General features: G+C 41.4%; 11 protein-coding genes. 9 read left to right on the forward strand and 2 right to left on the reverse strand.

The window, feature by feature from the left end:
- Position 1: 1 nt before the first annotated feature.
- On the reverse strand, positions 2 to 1,411 hold the full coding sequence (locus tag FXV77_RS08015) for a DUF4270 family protein (RefSeq protein ID WP_148918688.1): 1,410 nt from the start codon (positions 1,409 to 1,411) through the stop codon (positions 2 to 4).
- A 152-nt stretch (positions 1,412 to 1,563) separates the two neighbouring features.
- Complete coding sequence (locus FXV77_RS08020) at positions 1,564 to 4,365, reverse strand: TonB-dependent receptor (protein ID WP_187444063.1); 2,802 nt, start codon at positions 4,363 to 4,365, stop codon at positions 1,564 to 1,566.
- 71 nt (positions 4,366 to 4,436) lie between these two features.
- Here FXV77_RS08020 and FXV77_RS08025 point away from each other — a divergent pair, with 71 nt between their 5' ends.
- The 9 genes from FXV77_RS08025 (at position 4,437) to FXV77_RS08065 (ending at position 16,422) form a co-directional block, all read left to right on the forward strand.
- Positions 4,437 to 4,979, forward strand: a complete 543-nt coding sequence (locus tag FXV77_RS08025) for a TetR/AcrR family transcriptional regulator (RefSeq protein ID WP_148918690.1) — start codon at positions 4,437 to 4,439, stop codon at positions 4,977 to 4,979.
- Positions 4,976 to 6,682: a glycoside hydrolase family 3 protein gene (locus tag FXV77_RS08030; RefSeq protein WP_148918691.1), complete on the forward strand. Its 1,707-nt coding sequence runs from the start codon at positions 4,976 to 4,978 to the stop codon at positions 6,680 to 6,682. Before FXV77_RS08025 ends, FXV77_RS08030 begins: the two co-directional genes overlap by 4 nt.
- A gap of 24 nt (positions 6,683 to 6,706) precedes the next feature.
- Entirely contained in the window at positions 6,707 to 8,185 is a 1,479-nt protein-coding gene (locus FXV77_RS08035; protein ID WP_148918692.1) for a TlpA disulfide reductase family protein, read from the forward strand.
- 133 nt (positions 8,186 to 8,318) lie between these two features.
- Positions 8,319 to 9,746, forward strand: coding sequence for an L-serine ammonia-lyase (locus tag FXV77_RS08040; protein WP_148918693.1), 1,428 nt, complete (start codon positions 8,319 to 8,321; stop codon positions 9,744 to 9,746).
- Positions 9,747 to 9,770: 24 nt separating this feature from the next.
- Positions 9,771 to 10,607: an MBL fold metallo-hydrolase gene (locus FXV77_RS08045; protein ID WP_148918694.1), complete on the forward strand. Its 837-nt coding sequence runs from the start codon at positions 9,771 to 9,773 to the stop codon at positions 10,605 to 10,607.
- Positions 10,608 to 11,231: 624 nt separating this feature from the next.
- Positions 11,232 to 13,151, forward strand: a complete 1,920-nt coding sequence (locus FXV77_RS08050; protein WP_148918695.1) for a polysaccharide biosynthesis protein — start codon at positions 11,232 to 11,234, stop codon at positions 13,149 to 13,151.
- Positions 13,152 to 13,542: 391 nt separating this feature from the next.
- Positions 13,543 to 14,358, forward strand: coding sequence for a ZIP family metal transporter (locus FXV77_RS08055; protein ID WP_222867736.1), 816 nt, complete (start codon positions 13,543 to 13,545; stop codon positions 14,356 to 14,358).
- 28 nt (positions 14,359 to 14,386) lie between these two features.
- On the forward strand, positions 14,387 to 14,977 hold the full coding sequence (locus FXV77_RS08060) for a uracil-DNA glycosylase family protein (RefSeq protein WP_148918697.1): 591 nt from the start codon (positions 14,387 to 14,389) through the stop codon (positions 14,975 to 14,977).
- Positions 14,978 to 15,195: 218 nt separating this feature from the next.
- Positions 15,196 to 16,422: an MFS transporter gene (locus FXV77_RS08065; RefSeq protein WP_148918698.1), complete on the forward strand. Its 1,227-nt coding sequence runs from the start codon at positions 15,196 to 15,198 to the stop codon at positions 16,420 to 16,422.
- Positions 16,423 to 16,873 lie beyond the last annotated feature (451 nt).

Here is a 16,873-nt window from a genome sequence, read left to right on the forward strand (position 1 = left end):
ATTATCTAAATTTTGTGTATAATATATTCAATTTTATTTTGGGTTTGGAGTTTTCCGATGCGATGAATGCCGTATTAAATGTCTTAACTAAATCCGGGATAATGTATCCTCCGCTGTTTGTCTGTGCAATAACGGGATAGGATGATAGATAAAAAGAGGTGTTGTCATATACCTGCGTTGATTTTAACTGCTGCAAATAAGCTAACAAGTTAAACGTGTATGTTCCGTTTCGTCCCATTTCTGCTCCAGCCACAAATATAGCTTGTTGAGCACTCCCTTGAGAACCATATGCTGATGGTAAGATTGACCGTGGAACACCGTCCTGGTCGTTTATTAAAAGTACCAGATTACTAGGTATCGGATACATTGTATTTGCTTTTGATGATGTTTCTATTACAAGCTCAGCCTTGTTGACTGCCATATTTTCAGTTTGTAAGAACTCTTTTAACGTGGGGAAAGTGATTTTCGCTACAGTACCACTGCCTGCCTGCACATAGGTAAGCCCTCCCGAGGACGACGTTGGAATTGCTTTTTTAGCAGATAATTCTTCGAAGTCAGTTCCTGTCCTGTCCGCAACCATGTTGTTATATTGAAACCCCGGCTCTACAATGCTAAGGGTTGTGAAACCTGTGCGTTTATGCCCGTCCACGGCGGGGTAGTTATAGTTTATCCTGACCTCCACGGTATCGTTGAAAGCAACGATAGCTGTATTCTCTTCATCCGGAACCAGTACCAATCCTTTAAAATATTCTTTAAAGTTATTATAGGAGGTCATTTGTATATCCCCTGCTTTTATGCGGGTAAAGAAATCCTGTCCGATATCGTCTGCTAAACGGATATTAAGGCTGTCTATCGTCCGCATGCGTGGACGAAAAGAAGCTGTACCGATAGGGGAGCTATTGTAACCGAAGGTCTGGTCGGCGAAAATCGTGTTGCCAGTGACATACATCGGAAGTGCCTGGTTTGGAAAAAGAGGCGTCGCTGTTTTTGCAGCAAGGACTTCCGTCAATTGATGTACAGCGATTGTTTGTGTTTTTGTAGTGTCCCCAAAAGAATAGGGTGTGGACGTTGGCTTTAAAACTAAGGTAATGGAATCAAATTTTGCGGACTCTGGAATATCATTTGTTGCCGAAACAAGCCCGATCCGAAAATAGGCTGTAGATTTTACGCTTCCGCTTTGAGGAACCGTTGCTTTTCCGACGAGTATATTTCCTGTGGCGGCAGACGGTAAATTTGCTAGTTGGACGGTAGCCGTATTGACTGTGAAAGAATCTGCCAAAGTAACACCCACATTGCCCGTAGCGGAGTTGTCTAACATGACGCTCATGTCTTTGTCGCAGGCCGCTACAATGATTAGTGTGAAAAATAGTATGGTAAAAAAGTGAATACTTTTCCTTAAAAATTGATTCATATTTATTATTTGACTAGCAAAAGTAATTAAATAGGACTGTTAATCAGTGTTATATTTTGTTAAAACTAGCCATTTGTACTTGTGCGGTGCAAAGCTACTAATTTATTGTTGTATTCATAAAGTTAATGGAAGTAATTAGAGGTTTTCTTCTATCAGTTCCTGCGATCAAAATTTCGCAAGTTGTAATTTAGTGACAACATGAAATAGCGTGTTAACGTGTTGGATGTCATGTCTGTAATAGCGATATCTGTTACTCTTCTACCAATATTTTGCGCTTGATTGAAGATGTCGAAAGCTTTCAACGATAGCTCTGCATTTTTTTGTTTTAAGAATTTTGTGCCCAATGAAGCATTCCAGAGCAGCGTATTTGTTCCGGGAGAGTCCAATATGCCGCTGTTATAAATATACAATAGATTGGAATGAGCGATGAGTGAACCTAAAAACTCATAGGTTAACGTATGATTAAGGGTGTGAGAGTATACCTTATAAATAGCCACGCGAGATACCGGGTTCTCGCTTAATGTGAGATTGATGCGGTAGTTCAATCCCGAAACAAACTTTTTATTGATATTGGTATTTAACCCAACACGCTGCTGCACGCCATAATTGTATCCGTTTATGAATTCATCGTTGAGCACTGCAAAGTTGCTGTTATAGAAAACAGTGTTGTTCAGATTAACGTTGAGTTTCCATTTTTTTATGGGGACACCGAAGCTGTTAGTCCAACGTACGCCGTACGCTCCGTCTACATTTATAGGGACTGTATATTGGCCACCAGCTCCCAAACGTATATCGTCAAATAGAATGAGCGCGGTATCTGTTGTAAGAATAGAATTGACTATTTTATCGTTTGTATAATTGAAATCCATACTTGAATTGAAGCTTTGTCCCGTAGAACGCCGTACGTCCTTGTACTGAATTTTTACTTGGTGGTTGTACTCCTGGTTAAGGTAAGGATTACCGTTGCGAATATTCAGCTCGTTCTGATTGTTGATGAAATCTTGTAGTTGATTGATATTCGGCGTACTGGTGGTAGTGTTGTAATTTATTTCGAAACGTCTTTCCTTGTTTATATTATAAGTAGCTGAAAATTCCGGATGGAAGCTGCCAAACGAAGCATGGGTTACGAGGTGGATAGGAACGGTGCGATCATTATTGCGAACGCCGTGCTGATAGCTTAATCCGATTTGAAAACGTAAGGAATCTTTTTTGTTATAGGAGAAAGATAAACCTCCTTTATGATAGTTGAAATCATTTCTGAATTCATTTGACAAACGTTCGTTTAATTCTCCCAATTGTCCTGTTTCGGCAAGCCATTCAAACGTTTCCCGATCGGAATAGTTTAATGTATTTCTATAGTTGTAGCTTATCTGTAGCCTGCTTCGCCGGGAAAGGTTCTCGGTAAATGACAGGCGGTTATTGAAGCCGGAACCATATCCGTTTGTGATACTTTGATTGTTGTTTGTGTCAATGCGATTCAGCAAAGCGTCTTTGTAATATTCTGTCAACGCAAGGTTTTTTCCCAACGCTTCATTCGTGCTCTTGTTGCCAGAGGCACTGAGGGAAATAGTACGGCCTGGCTTGTTAAAGCGATACATATACGTGAGCCGTCCTCCAAAATTAAAGTTGTTATTACGGGTGTCGTTCTGTCTTGCCGATTTGTTGAGCAAATCATCTTCATTTAAAAAAGTAGAGAAATGGTTGCTCCCCGTACGACCAAGAGAGCGATAAGACAAATTTGGAGCAAAATCGACACGTTGTTTACTGTTGATATTCCAACGTACACGTGCGTTTGCTGTATGTTCCGTTTGTCGGTTAAGGTTGTCTTGTGCCTGCGTTCGGGATTGGTTGGCACGGTTTCCTAATATATATTCAATATCGGATAGGGAGATGACGCTCGTCTTGGATGAACGGAAATTGTAGTCGCCGCTGACGTCCATGGCGTCTTTCAAGAAATTGTTGTTATAATTGATGGCGCCCGCATAGGTGTCAGACAATCCACGATCTGTATTGTTATTTCCTCTTCGCGACCCTCCGCGTCCCTGTTCTGCAAAGTTCGTCTCATTCACGTTATTTGCCATAAGATTTACGGCAATTTTCTCGTCGCCGTTGAATCGGTTGATGGAGGTATTTAAGGCGAATTTGCTTTCATCTCCATACCCTGACGACGCCTTTCCAAACGTACCACGTTTCTTGTCGGGTTTTGTTACGATGTTGATCACTTTTCGTCGTTCCCCATCGTCAAAGCCAGAAAATCTTGCTTGTTCCGATTTTTCATCGATCAACTGGATCTTGTCGATAATCTCAGCAGGTAACGTTTTCAGGGCTATACGAGGGTCTGTGCTGAAGAATTCTTTACCGTCTACGATTATCTTGGTGACCTCTTCGCCATGTGCTTTCACATTCCCTTCTTCGTCCAATTCTACGCCCGGTATCTGTGCTACCAATTCATCAGCATCGGCATACGCTCGGGTAGAGAATCTTTTCGCATCAAATTCGGTCGTATCGCCGAAGAGGGATACCGCAGGCGTTCCCGTAATTTCAATTTCCTCCAAAGCGATCTCTCCAGATTCCATGGCGATGTTGATTTGTATATTTTTATCCGACAGTGTAATAGGTGATTTAAATGGTTGATAACCAAGATTAGTAGCACGTAAAGTATACATCCCCTGTGGTAAGTTCTTAAGTGAAAATATGCCTAATCGGTTGGAAGAAGCGGATTGCAATGTTGAATCTTTCGTGTTTAGAATGCTCACAGTAACTCCTGCAAGTGGGATGTTTGAAATTTTATCTTCGACCTTGCCGTTTATCACATGTTGCGCTACAGAAGTCATGCTGGGCATCGATAATATCAGGGTCAGGATAAAAAACCGAAAACGTATAAAAGTACAAAAGTCCATTGTAGGTTTATGTTGACCGCTAAAGATAGAAAAGGTAGTGTAGATTCGCTCCATTGTCTCAAAAATTTTGCAAAAGACAGTCGTGCTGAAAAATAGTATCTTTGTTAAAAATAGTATAGTATTACATGAAAGAGACGACATTGAGCCGCAAGGAGAAGATAATGAAAGTAGCCCTTTCCTTATTTGCCACGAAGGGCTATGTGGATACGTCGACAAAAGAAATTGCTTCGGGAGCAGAGGTGTCGGAAGCGCTCATTTTTAAGCATTTTGGAAATAAGGATTCCTTGTTGGCACATATTATTAAGTCGGGTTATAGGAGGGTGCTCTCACATCACCGCGGGATGATGACTTACAAAAACCCAAAGGAGTTTTTGAAAAATATGATTTTTCTACCGAACAAGTTGGTTGCCGATGAGCCCCTTTTTTGGAAATTACAAGAACGTCTGTCGCACAATAGTTTTTCCAAGCAGCAACATGAACAGTTTATGAAGCCCGTACAGCCTGTTTTGGTCAAGGCTTTTTCTGAATTAGGGTATGAAAACCCTGAATTGGAAACGCAATTTCTATTGCTTATCATAGATATGCTTTGGAAAAAAGAAGCCAACGGCGATATTGATAATGGCGTGGAACTCGCTCAACTATTAGAAAAGAAATATAATTTATTATGATAAAAAATCTCTACTCCCTCCTCTTTTTTTATGCGTTTTTTGTAATAAGTGTATATGGGCAAAAAAGACCTGATTTCGTTCCATTTATCAATAGCCAACATGCGTGGGTTGATTCCGTGTTTCAAAAACTTACACCCAAAGAACGTATTGCACAGCTTTTTTTAGTTCGTGCTCATACCAATCTCGGGCAGCGTTATATGGATTCGGTTGCTCAGGTGATTCAAAAAGAACAACTAGGTGGTTTGGTCGTATTCCAAGGAGGACCAGTGCGACATGCCGATATGCTCAATCAATACCAAAAGCTAACAAAAGTTCCTTTACTCGTTACGTTTGATGGTGAATGGGGACTTGGTATGCGGCTTCCTGACTCCACTATTTCCTTTCCTTATCAAATGACCTTGGGCGCTATACAAAACGAAAAGCTTATCTATGAAATGGGGCGCCAAGTAGCGCGAGATTTTCACCGTATTGGTATGCACTTCAATTTTGCTCCGGTGGTTGATATCAATAATAATCCTAAAAATCCTGTCATTAACTTCCGTTCTTTTGGGGATAATAAACACAACGTAACACGCAAAGCGAAAGCGTATATGGACGGTATGGTTGATGGCGGAATCATAGCTTCCCTAAAACATTTTCCAGGACATGGTGATACCGACGTCGATTCTCACCACGACCTTCCACAACTGAATTTTTCAAAAGCACGATTAGACAGCTTGGAAATTTTCCCGTTTCGGGAACTGATTCAACAGGGGGCACCAGCGATAATGGTAGCTCACATGAATATTCCTGCGCTGGATGCAAAGCCCAATATACCTTCTTCTATTTCACGCAAGGTAGTGACGGACCTTTTGCGGAAGGAATTAGGTTTTAATGGGCTAACAGTGACCGATGCGATGGATATGAAGGGTGTAAAGAAGTTTTTCCCCAATGGAGAAGCAGATGTAATGGCGATTGAGGCAGGACATGACCTGTTGGAAATATCCGAAAATAGCGCGCGTGCCATCGGCTTGGTTGAAAAGGCCGTGAAAAGCGGACGTATAAAACAGGCAGAACTAGATCAGCGCGTAAAACGTGTACTCGCTGCAAAATATTGGTTGGGATTAAACCAATATCGACCGGTTAATACGATGAATCTGGTGAATGATTTAAATACACCTGCATCAAAATCCTTGGTACAGCGTTTGGCTGATGCTGCCGTTACTGTATTGAAATCCGATAGACGTATACGGTCATTTGATAAAAGGGTTGAAACAGCTGTCGTATCCATCGGTATAAATCAACCGCAAGACTTTGAAAAAGGCTTGGCGGTGCAACTATCTGATAAAAAAGAGTTTTTGATTACCGGAAAGGAAACGGCAGAGGAAATGAAAGAGCTGTTGAAGGAAGTTCGTCGGAGCCCACAAATCATTTTAGCGATACATGATAATCGTGCGCGTCCGGGAAGTGAAATTAAGGTAAATGAGCAGATACGGGAATTCATCGATCGAATAGCAGGCAGAAGAACTATTACGGTAATGTTTACCAACCCCTATGTAATGGATAATTTGTCTATTGAGCGGAGCAGCAGTATTATCTTCGCCTATCAAAACGATCATTTCATGCAAAAAGCAGCTCTGAAGATTCTTCTAGGACAGGCCAAAGCGCAAGGCAAATTACCGGTAACTGTCAACAAGCGGTTTGCTTATGGTGATGGGGAATAGGGTTATAAACTAAATAACAATGATATGAAAAGAATAATAACAGTGGTCTTATTGGGTGCGGCTTTATACTCCGCATCTGTGCAAGCGCAGATGGCCAAGCAAAAAGGAGTAACGTTAGAAGAGCTCACCAAGCACGTCAGAGCACTAAGTCAGAAAGGTGACGATGCGTCGAAAGCAGAATTGAAACAAGAAGCTGAGGCGATGGCGAAAAGCAAGAATGAGCACTTTGTTAGCCTGGCTGTCCGTGCATATGAGGCGGCAGGCGACACCGAAAGGGCAGAGGAAGTAAACGAAAGTATATTGAAACGCTTCCCGAAGGGGATGGCTGCACGTGGTAATGCAGCGGATGCTATTTTTAGAAATGAGGGAGCAGATGCCGAGGAGCTCGAGAGGGAGTACCAAAAGTGGATCAAACAGTATCCTCCCAAAGCATTTGACGAAGATAACCCAACCATCTATGGTTTTGCAGCTTATTATGTAGGTCTTCGTTATGCGAAAGAGGACAATCTAGAGAAAATGAATGAATACGTGGCAATGATTGAAATGCCCTCCATTCGTATCCATATGATTTCAGATGTAGCTCAAGAGCTCTTAAAGAACAAACAACATCGTCGGGCTCTTCCGTTATTAGAGAAAGGGTATGCCCAAACACAGGCTGCTGTGAAAGCGGTGGATGCGAATATGGACACAAAACGGGTAGCGCAGTATGATGGACGTATTGCACAACAGTATGGTGGCGCATTGCTAGCAGACGGAGAGACGGATAGGGCCGTTGAGGTCTTGCAGAAAGTGCATGCTTCGCGACCATCTCCCGAAACATCGTTGGCACTGGCAGAAGGATTGGCTAAACAAGGCCAGGAGCTGGATGCGTTTTTACTGTTGCAGGAATATATGGTGAAAAACGGTAAGCGAGCAGATTTCTCGGAATTGATGTCCTCTCTTTATGCTAAACTGAATGGTAATAAAGGTGATTTTGAGAACTATCTGACGTCGATAGAAAAGCAAGCGAAAGAGGCATTAGTGGCGAAGTACAAGTCGGAAATGATCAAAGAAGAAGCACCTGCTTTTTCATTAATAAACCGGAATGGAGAAACCGTCAGCCTGGCAGATATGAAAGGTAAAGTTGTTGTGTTGGATTTCTGGGCAACCTGGTGTGGGCCATGTAAAATATCATTCCCTGGTATGCAGGCGGCAGTCAACAAATACAAAGACGATCCCGAAGTAGAGTTTTTATTCATTGACACCTGGCAATCGGAGGAAAACTATAAGGAGTTGGTGGATAATTTCATGAACGAAAATAACTATACGTTCAACGTATTGTTTGATGAGATGAAAGATCGTTCAAAAGCCACCGTAACCGCTTATGGTGTAAAAGGTATTCCAACAAAAGTAGTGATTGATAAAGAGGGATTTATCCGTTTTCAAAGTTCGGGAGGCAGTGACGATGTAGAGAAAATAGTGAACGAAATGGAAACCAAAATTGACCTAGCAAAAAAAGGATAAGCTGAAAATACGAAAGTAATAAGCAAAGCCTTCAAACCTTAAAATATCCTAAATGAATTGTCTTAATTTTTAAGATGATTCATTTAGGATATTGCTTTTTAAACGATAGCTTTGTGAAGCTTAAATTTTGGCAATGGTTAAAGAACAAATTTCCATTTTTGATATGTTTAAGATCGGTATCGGGCCATCAAGCTCGCATACCCTTGGTCCTTGGCGCGCTGCACAACGCTTTATAAATGTACTGAAAGATCGGGAGATACTTCAAAAGGTGGAGGGTATCCACATTTTATTGTATGGTTCTTTAGCGAAAACAGGCGTGGGGCATGGCACTGATATCGCGGTGTTATTAGGGCTCAGTGGCGATGATCCCGTTACATTCGATGTACATCGGGTGATGCCGAAGGTGCAGGAAATCAAATCGTCCGGACAACTGGCTCTGGGCGCGGAGCATACCGTGCATTTTTCTTACGCGACGGACTTGTTGTTTCTCTATACCGAAAGCTTACCTTTTCATCCCAATGCCCTGACTTTTCAAGCATTTTTAACCGATGGTATTGCTGTATCTGAAACCTACTATTCCATTGGAGGAGGTTTTGTCGTGCAGGAAAACGACACAGCTGGTGTTTTACAGGAAGTTGATTTGGCATTTCCTGTGGATACGGCTCAGCAGCTCATGACGTGGTGCATGCGGACGGGATTGAAAATTTCGGAGTTAGTGATGGAAAATGAACTGGCATGGCGACCCGAAGAAGAAACCAGAAGCGGCATCATGCAAATTTTTCACACGATTAAGGATTGTATATATAAAGGTTGTCATACCTCAGGTGTACTTCCCGGTGGATTGCATGTAGAGCGGCGTGCCTCCAAGATGAATAAACGCCTGTTGAAAGAAAGGATATATCAGAATTACGAATCGTGGGTAGATGCCATACGCGAAGGAGGAAAAGATTTTAACTATATTCTGGATTGGGTAAGTTGCTTCGCCCTGGCGGTCAACGAGGAAAATGCTTCTTTCGGGCGAGTGGTCACGGCGCCTACTAACGGTGCTTCTGGCGTAATTCCCGCCGTATTGCAGTATTATATTACCTTTCACAATGCCTATAAGGAGGAGAAAATTATGCAGTTCATTGCTTCGGCATCTGAAATTGGATCTATTTTTAAAAAGGGAGCAACAATTTCGGCTGCAATGGGTGGCTGTCAAGCAGAAATTGGCGTATCGTCCGCCATGGCGGCGGGTGCATTGACAGAATGTTTGGGTGGTTCGCAACGTCAAGTACTAATGGCGGCGGAAATTGCGATGGAACACCATTTAGGATTGACCTGTGACCCTATCGGAGGTTTAGTACAAATACCTTGTATAGAAAGAAATACAATGGGGGCCGTCAAAGCCATCACTGCCGCTCAATTGGCATTAAACTCGAATCCTGATAAGGCAAAGGTTAGCCTTGATGCAGTAGTCAGCACAATGTGGGAGACGGCACAGGATATGAATGTGAAGTATAAAGAAACTGCGGATGGCGGATTGGCTATTAAAGTGCCACTGAGTTTACCAGAATGTTAGGCGAAGTGTTTATATTTGTTTTGTATGAATTATTGTGCCTTAGCTTCCGGGAGTAATGGTAATTGCTATTACATCGCCAATGCAGAAAATGCTATCTTGATTGATGTGGGGATCAATGCGAAGCATGTCGAGTTGCGTATGGCTAATTTAGGGATCGCTCCTACGACGATCAAAGCAATATTCATCACGCACGAACATACAGACCATATCCGTGGGCTAGCCGTTTTTTGTAAACGGTATCAAATTCCCGTATATATGACTATCGGTTCATACCGTGGATCTCGATTGCAACTACCTGAAAATTTAGTACACATTATTCGTCGAGATGAAGTGATAGAGGTTGGTAGTTTGACGATTTGCGGTGTTCCCAAGTACCATGATGCACAAGAACCTTGTAGCTTTTTGGTTTCAGATGGAGAAACCAATATTGGGGTGCTAACTGATATTGGCCGTGTTTGTGATAACGTGAAGCACGTTATTCAGCAGGCGGATATCCTCTTGTGGGAAGCAAACTATGATGAAGAGTTGTTGGATACCGGAAGCTACCCTTTCTTTTTGAAAAACAGAATACGAAATGGTTGGGGGCATCTCTCTAACCATACCGCACTGGAAACCGTTTTGAAATACCGGACATGCCGTCTCCGGCATTTGATATTAGGACATCTTTCTGGGCAGAATAATAGCGTGGAACTGGTACGACAAACTTTTGCTCCTCATTTTCGAAAAATTAAATTGTCTATTGCCACGCGTTATCAAGAAACGGAATTATTCGATAGCAGAGCGCTGTTACCGCCACTGGCGACTAAGATTATTATACAGCAGGTATCCTATCAGGCTACTTTTGTTTTTCCTGAATCATAAATTCGGTATCCATCTGTACGCATAAATTTAAATCAGTTTAGGCATAAAAAAAAGGTTTTCAAACGGGGAGAATGAAAACCTTTAGCTAACCAATTATAAACCTAAATTATGATACTGCAAATGTATGGTGTTTTTCTTCTCTCTCCAAATTATTTCATGCTCTATCACATCTTTTTTACAAAAAGGGGCGGTTATGATTTTAACTGTTGATTCGGCATACTTCTTGAATATAGAGAGGCAACTACTATTGAAAATAATTTTGGGGCTCATTAGCGGAGTAACATATAATGATGGAAAGAACATGAACAAGTTGAGGAATAAATATGATCGTGTGCCGTTTGCAGCGCGTACATTTTGGGTTTTAGTTTTATTTGTACTTATTTTAATAGTCGAGCTTTTGACATTACACAGACTCGGTTAATCTAAGGTAGATGTAATACGGCGGACGGGTTTTAGGACGGGAGTGTATTTAAAATGCTACGATTAGTTGCGTTCTCAGAACAGATTAAAATGCCGGGCCCCATTCTACGAATGCTTCCATAATGGGGATATGCTATATGAAGAAAACTGGATTTAAAGAAGAAATTTTATTTTAATAAAATAATAGAACTAGACTATCCAAGGATGGATTTGAATGTACTGAAGAAGAAGTTGCGGAAGGATAACCCGCGCTGGGTTATTTTATTGATTGACCTTATTATCGTGTTTGGATGCTATGTAGCGTTCAATTTTATTTTAAATAGCTTTTTAGGGAAATTCGACATAGGCTTGATGTTTAAGCACAGCATACTAGTCCTGTTAGTTTATCTGATTTCTTTTCTCTCCATGAAGACCTATCGCGAAATTGTGCGGCATACTGGTCTTAGCGAAGCCATCCGTATTTTCAAAACGGTTTGGTTAGCCTGTATGATACTTTTTCTTGTTACCTTATTGGTTCGTTCCACCACGATGAAGGATTCGATATGGGGAGAGTATCTCCGTCTATCTTATGCTGTGGTTTTTTCGCATGGCTTTTTCACGATGGTGATGTTGGTTGCGGCGCGGGTAGTCTATAGACAGATTTATGAATTACTGTTTTTTACAAAAAGGAAAAGCAGGCACGTCCTGATCTTTGGTGCGTCCAGACCCGGTTTGGTAGCCTATGCTATGTTGCAAGACGATATTCGATCGAAAAACAAAGTCATTGCTTTTGTAGAAGATAAACCTAATAGGGTAGGGAAAAACTCACGAGGGATACGAATTTTACATATCACCGATATCGATCAAAATTTTGTGCGAAAAAACGATATTGACGAAGTCATTATTGCTGTTGAAAATGATGATCCGGAGCGTCTTTCACGCGTGACTGACCATTTTCATAACTTGAATATCGAACTTAAAATTATGCAGCCCGGTCGTTCTTTGCTCAATGGAGGAGGTAAACGACAAATCCGTCAATTACGAATTGAAGATCTTTTGGGAAGAAAACCCATTAAATTGGATAATCCTGTTGTAGAAAAAGAATTAAAGGGACGAACGATATTGATAACGGGTGCCGCAGGCTCTATTGGAAGCGAGCTCGCGAGGCAGATTGCTATTCTCCCTTATAGAAGAATTATTCTGCTAGATCAAGCGGAGTCCGCATTGTATGATGTGCAGCAAACTATCCATACTTCTAATCCCAATGAGGCGTATTTTGTTGTAGGAGACGTGCGTGACAAAACCTTTATGCGACGTATATTTGAAACGCATTGCCCAGATGTGGTTTTTCATGCAGCAGCGTATAAACATGTGCCGCTAATGGAAGCAAATCCCTACGAAGCTATTTGGACAAATGTATATGGCAGTCGCATTATGGCAGACTTGTCGATGGACTATAATGTGTATAAGTTTGTAATGATCTCGACAGATAAAGCTGTCAACCCTACAAACGTTATGGGAGCCTCAAAACGAGCTGCGGAGATCTATGTAAATTCTTGCAATGAACAGAGTGATACCAACTTTATTATTACACGATTTGGAAATGTATTGGGATCTAACGGCTCGGTCATTCCCCTTTTTGAAAAGCAGATAGCCAAGGGTGGACCACTAACATTAACTCACGCGGATATCACACGGTTTTTTATGACTATTCCTGAAGCCTGCCAACTTGTTCTCGAAGCCGGGACTATGGGAAAAGGAGGAGAAATTTTTGTTTTTGATATGGGGAAATCGGTCAGAATCATAGATCTGGCCAAACGCATGATTAAATTAAAAGGGTATCGTTACCCACAAGACGTCGATATTAAGATTGTCGGATTGCGCCCCGGTGAAAAAATATATGAAGAGCTCTTGGCAAACAACGAAAATACGATCAAGACCCACCATCCAAAAATTATGATAGCAAAAGTTTGCACAAAAGATCTGTTGATGAAAAGAGAACAGATTGGGGTATTATGTAAACTCGTCGAACACAGTGAAATATCATCAGCAGAACACGCTGATTTGGAAGTTGTTCGTCAATTAAAAGCTATTGTCCCTGAATTTATATCTCAAAATTCCGTTTTTGATAAATTGGATAAATAGAGATTGTATATAAGGGGTAATAAAATTGTTCTTAAATAATAGGGCATTATCAAGTATGTTTTTTTTATCCTTCCAAGGAAAGAAATGGCTTCCTAAGGGACAGTTAATCGTTAAAAGATGTTAAATGGGACGTATAGAAAAAATAAAGCATCGGGTTGTGCGTTTTAAGAATAACAATAGAGTAATTTTTTTCATAATTTAGGTTAATTAATAATTGGTTAGTAGAAAAATCCTGGAGTTCCCCGCTTCAGGATTTTTTTTAAAAAATGATGGTTATCACCTTTCCGTCAAGAATTTTCATGAGCTATTTCGTCACTGTTGCTGAATGAGTATTCATGAAAGTTTTATTTTTGTATTAACTTTGTGCATGAAATACCCCAAAGCATAAATAATGGATCATGTTATTAACTACCTTTCGGAAATAAATCCTGTATTAGCAGCATTGTATGCGTCCACTTTCACTTGGCTGGTTACGGCTTTAGGCGCGGCATTTGTCTTTTTCTTTAAGACGATGAATCGTAATTTTCTCGATTCGATGCTTGGCTTTACAGGGGGTGTTATGGTGGCGGCGAGTATATGGAGTCTATTGATCCCTGCAATAGATATGAGTGAGGGAGATGGATTTATGCAAGTGTTGCCTGCTGTTATAGGTTTTTTAATGGGAGCGGGATTTCTTTTTGCACTCGACAAATTATTGCCGCATTTTCATGTTAATTTTAAGCAAGTCGAGGGTGTAAAATCGCCTTGGCAGAAAACGACATTATTGGTATTGGCCATAACATTGCATAATATTCCAGAAGGGCTTGCCGTAGGTGTTTTGTTTGGGGCGGTTGCAGCGGGTGTTCCTGAAGCCAGCATCGGTGGGGCTGTGGCCTTGGCTGTGGGAATAGGACTTCAGAACTTCCCCGAAGGCATAGCTGTTGCTATGCCATTACGTCGTATGGGAATTTCACGACGGAAGAGTTTTTATTATGGACAACTTTCCGCTATTGTGGAACCCATAGCCGCAGTATTGGGTGCGTTCTCGGTAGCATTTTTTACACCATTATTGCCATATGCACTGGCATTTGCCGCTGGCGCGATGATGTTTGTCGTGGTGGAGGAGGTAATTCCCGAAGCCCAACAGAATAAAGATTCGGATTGGGCAACCTTAGGTTTTATTGGGGGATTTATTTTGATGATGTCGTTGGATGTCGTGTTGGGCTAGATAATGAATAGGGGAAATAAGTACAGATATGAATGAGGAAACCGAGGCATTATATAGAGAGATAAAATGTTGTACGGTCTGTGAATCAAAACTGCCTGCGGGAAGTAACCCCGTGCTGACAATTGACAATCGTTCAAAAATTTTGATTATAGGACAAGCGCCGGGCAAGAAAGTACATTTATCGGGTGTGCCCTGGGATGACCAAAGTGGAAAAGAGCTTAGAATTTGGTTAGGTGTTACGGAGGAAGCATTCTATGATTCCGAGAATTTCGCTATTATACCAATGGGGTTTTGTTACCCCGGAAAGGGAAAAAGCGGAGATTTGCCCCCTCGCATAGAGTGCGCGCCTATATGGCATGAACGTGTGTTGGCACAATTGCAAAATATTAAGCTAACACTGTTAATAGGCCAATATGCACAATCTTATTATCTCCAGGGGCAGAAGTATAAGACGTTGACGGAGACTGTGAAAAACTATCAAAACTATTTGCCGAGGTACTTTCCGTTACCACATCCTTCACCAAGAAATTTTATCTGGATGTCAAAAAATCAATGGTTTAAGAAAGAGGCAGTGCCGGTATTGCAGGAGCAGATTGGCCAAATATTGCATAAGACATAAAAAAGAAGCCCCGGAGTCGGGCGACTTCAGGGCTTCCAAACCAATTATTAACCTAAATTATGAGCTAAGGTTTAAACAAATTCTATGCCAAAATTTTTATAGAATGTAGGCTTCGTATGAGGTGGGGAATTGTGACCCAAAAAATAGACGAGTGTCCTTAATTTTTTGTAAATCGCATTCAATTTTAATACATGTAGATCTGTAAAGAGAGAATAAATATGAAAACAGCAATAAGATCATCAACGCATCCGGTGGTAAAAGGAACGGTGTATAGTATTTTATTCGCAATAAGTTTTGGACACTTTATCAACGACTTATTGCAAGCAGTTATACCATCGATTTATCCAATGCTAAAAGAGAATTTCAACTTAAATTTCACGCAGATTGGTCTTATCACTTTGGCTTTTCAATTGTCCGCTTCTATATTACAGCCGTTTGTAGGACGCTATACAGATAGGAGGCCAAACCCAAAATCACTTGCCATTGGTATGGGATTTACATTAGTTGGGTTGATGTCTTTATCTATGGCTTCGAACTTTTTGTTTGTTCTCCTTTCCGTTTGTTTGGTTGGGATTGGTTCGTCCGTTTTCCATCCAGAAGCCTCCCGTGTCGCTCAACTTGCCTCGGGAGGTAAGAAGGGACTCGCGCAATCCATTTTTCAGGTGGGTGGAAATGCAGGCAGTGCTGTAGGTCCGTTAATGGCGGCTTTAATTATTATGCCTCACGGGCAGCGCCATATTCAGTGGTTTTGTTTAATTGCTATTGTCGGGATTTTACTGCTATCCGTGGTGGGAAAATGGTATAAAGGGAATATACAAGAAAGGGCGAGACAGAAGAGCGTGCCAAGAGTAGAAGAGCAGAGCCCGATCAATCCTACTTACGTATTGAGTCGTGGGAAGGTGATAGGCTCTATTGTCATTTTGCTTGTGCTGATTTTTTCGAAGTATATTTATATGACATCCATGACGAGTTATTTTACCTTTTATTTGATAGGTAAATTTGGGGTTAGTGTTCAAGAATCACAATTTTATTTATTTGCGTTTCTTGCGGCAGTCGCGGTGGGAACAATATTGGGAGGTCCGTTAGGTGACCGTTATGGGCGTAAACTCATTATATGGATTTCTATTTTGGGCGCAGCTCCTTTTACCTTATTGCTGCCTCACGTCGGCTTGACGCTTACAGTTATATTAGCGATCATTATTGGCGTAATTATCTCCTCTGCTTTTTCCGCTATTTTGGTGTATGCCACCGATTTGGTTCCTGGTAAAGTGGGTATGATTGCGGGACTGTTTTTTGGCTTTGCTTTTGGAATCGCAGGGCTGGGCTCCGCATTCTTGGGTTGGCTAGCCGATCGTACCAGTATTGAATACATATATCAAATCTGTGCTTATCTTCCGCTGATCGGCGTAGTGACTTGGTTTTTACCAAATGTGAAAGGTCGTTGATGGTTAGCTGAAAAGGCATGTTTTCTGAGCTGAAGAAAAAATTATCGACCACGTTTGCAGTAAGTTGTATACTGTTTGATGCTAACATTGGAGAAATTGGTTGGATTATGTGATTAATTTTTCTACCTTTGCCCCACTCCGCGAGGGAGGGGAGGTTACCTTAGGGGTATCCGTAAGGGAGGATGAAAAAGAAAATATTTTTTTGTTTTTCCGGAAAACTTTCCTACCTTTGCAGTCCCTTCGGGAACGGGGGGTGAAAAATAAGAGATCGACTGCCGCGTAGCGGTATAGATATATAGAGCCGAAGCGCGAAGCGGGGGCGAACAAGTTCTTTAAGGATATATGATCATGTAGCGCAGCAGGACCCTTTTTAGAGGGGGAGAGCTGTAGAAGATACAATTTTTTCGGTCCGGGCCGTACAGTACATATTACTGACGATCCGGTCAACAGA

This window comes from Sphingobacterium phlebotomi, from assembly GCF_008180195.1.
GTDB classification, from domain to species: Bacteria; Bacteroidota; Bacteroidia; order Sphingobacteriales; family Sphingobacteriaceae; genus Sphingobacterium; species Sphingobacterium phlebotomi.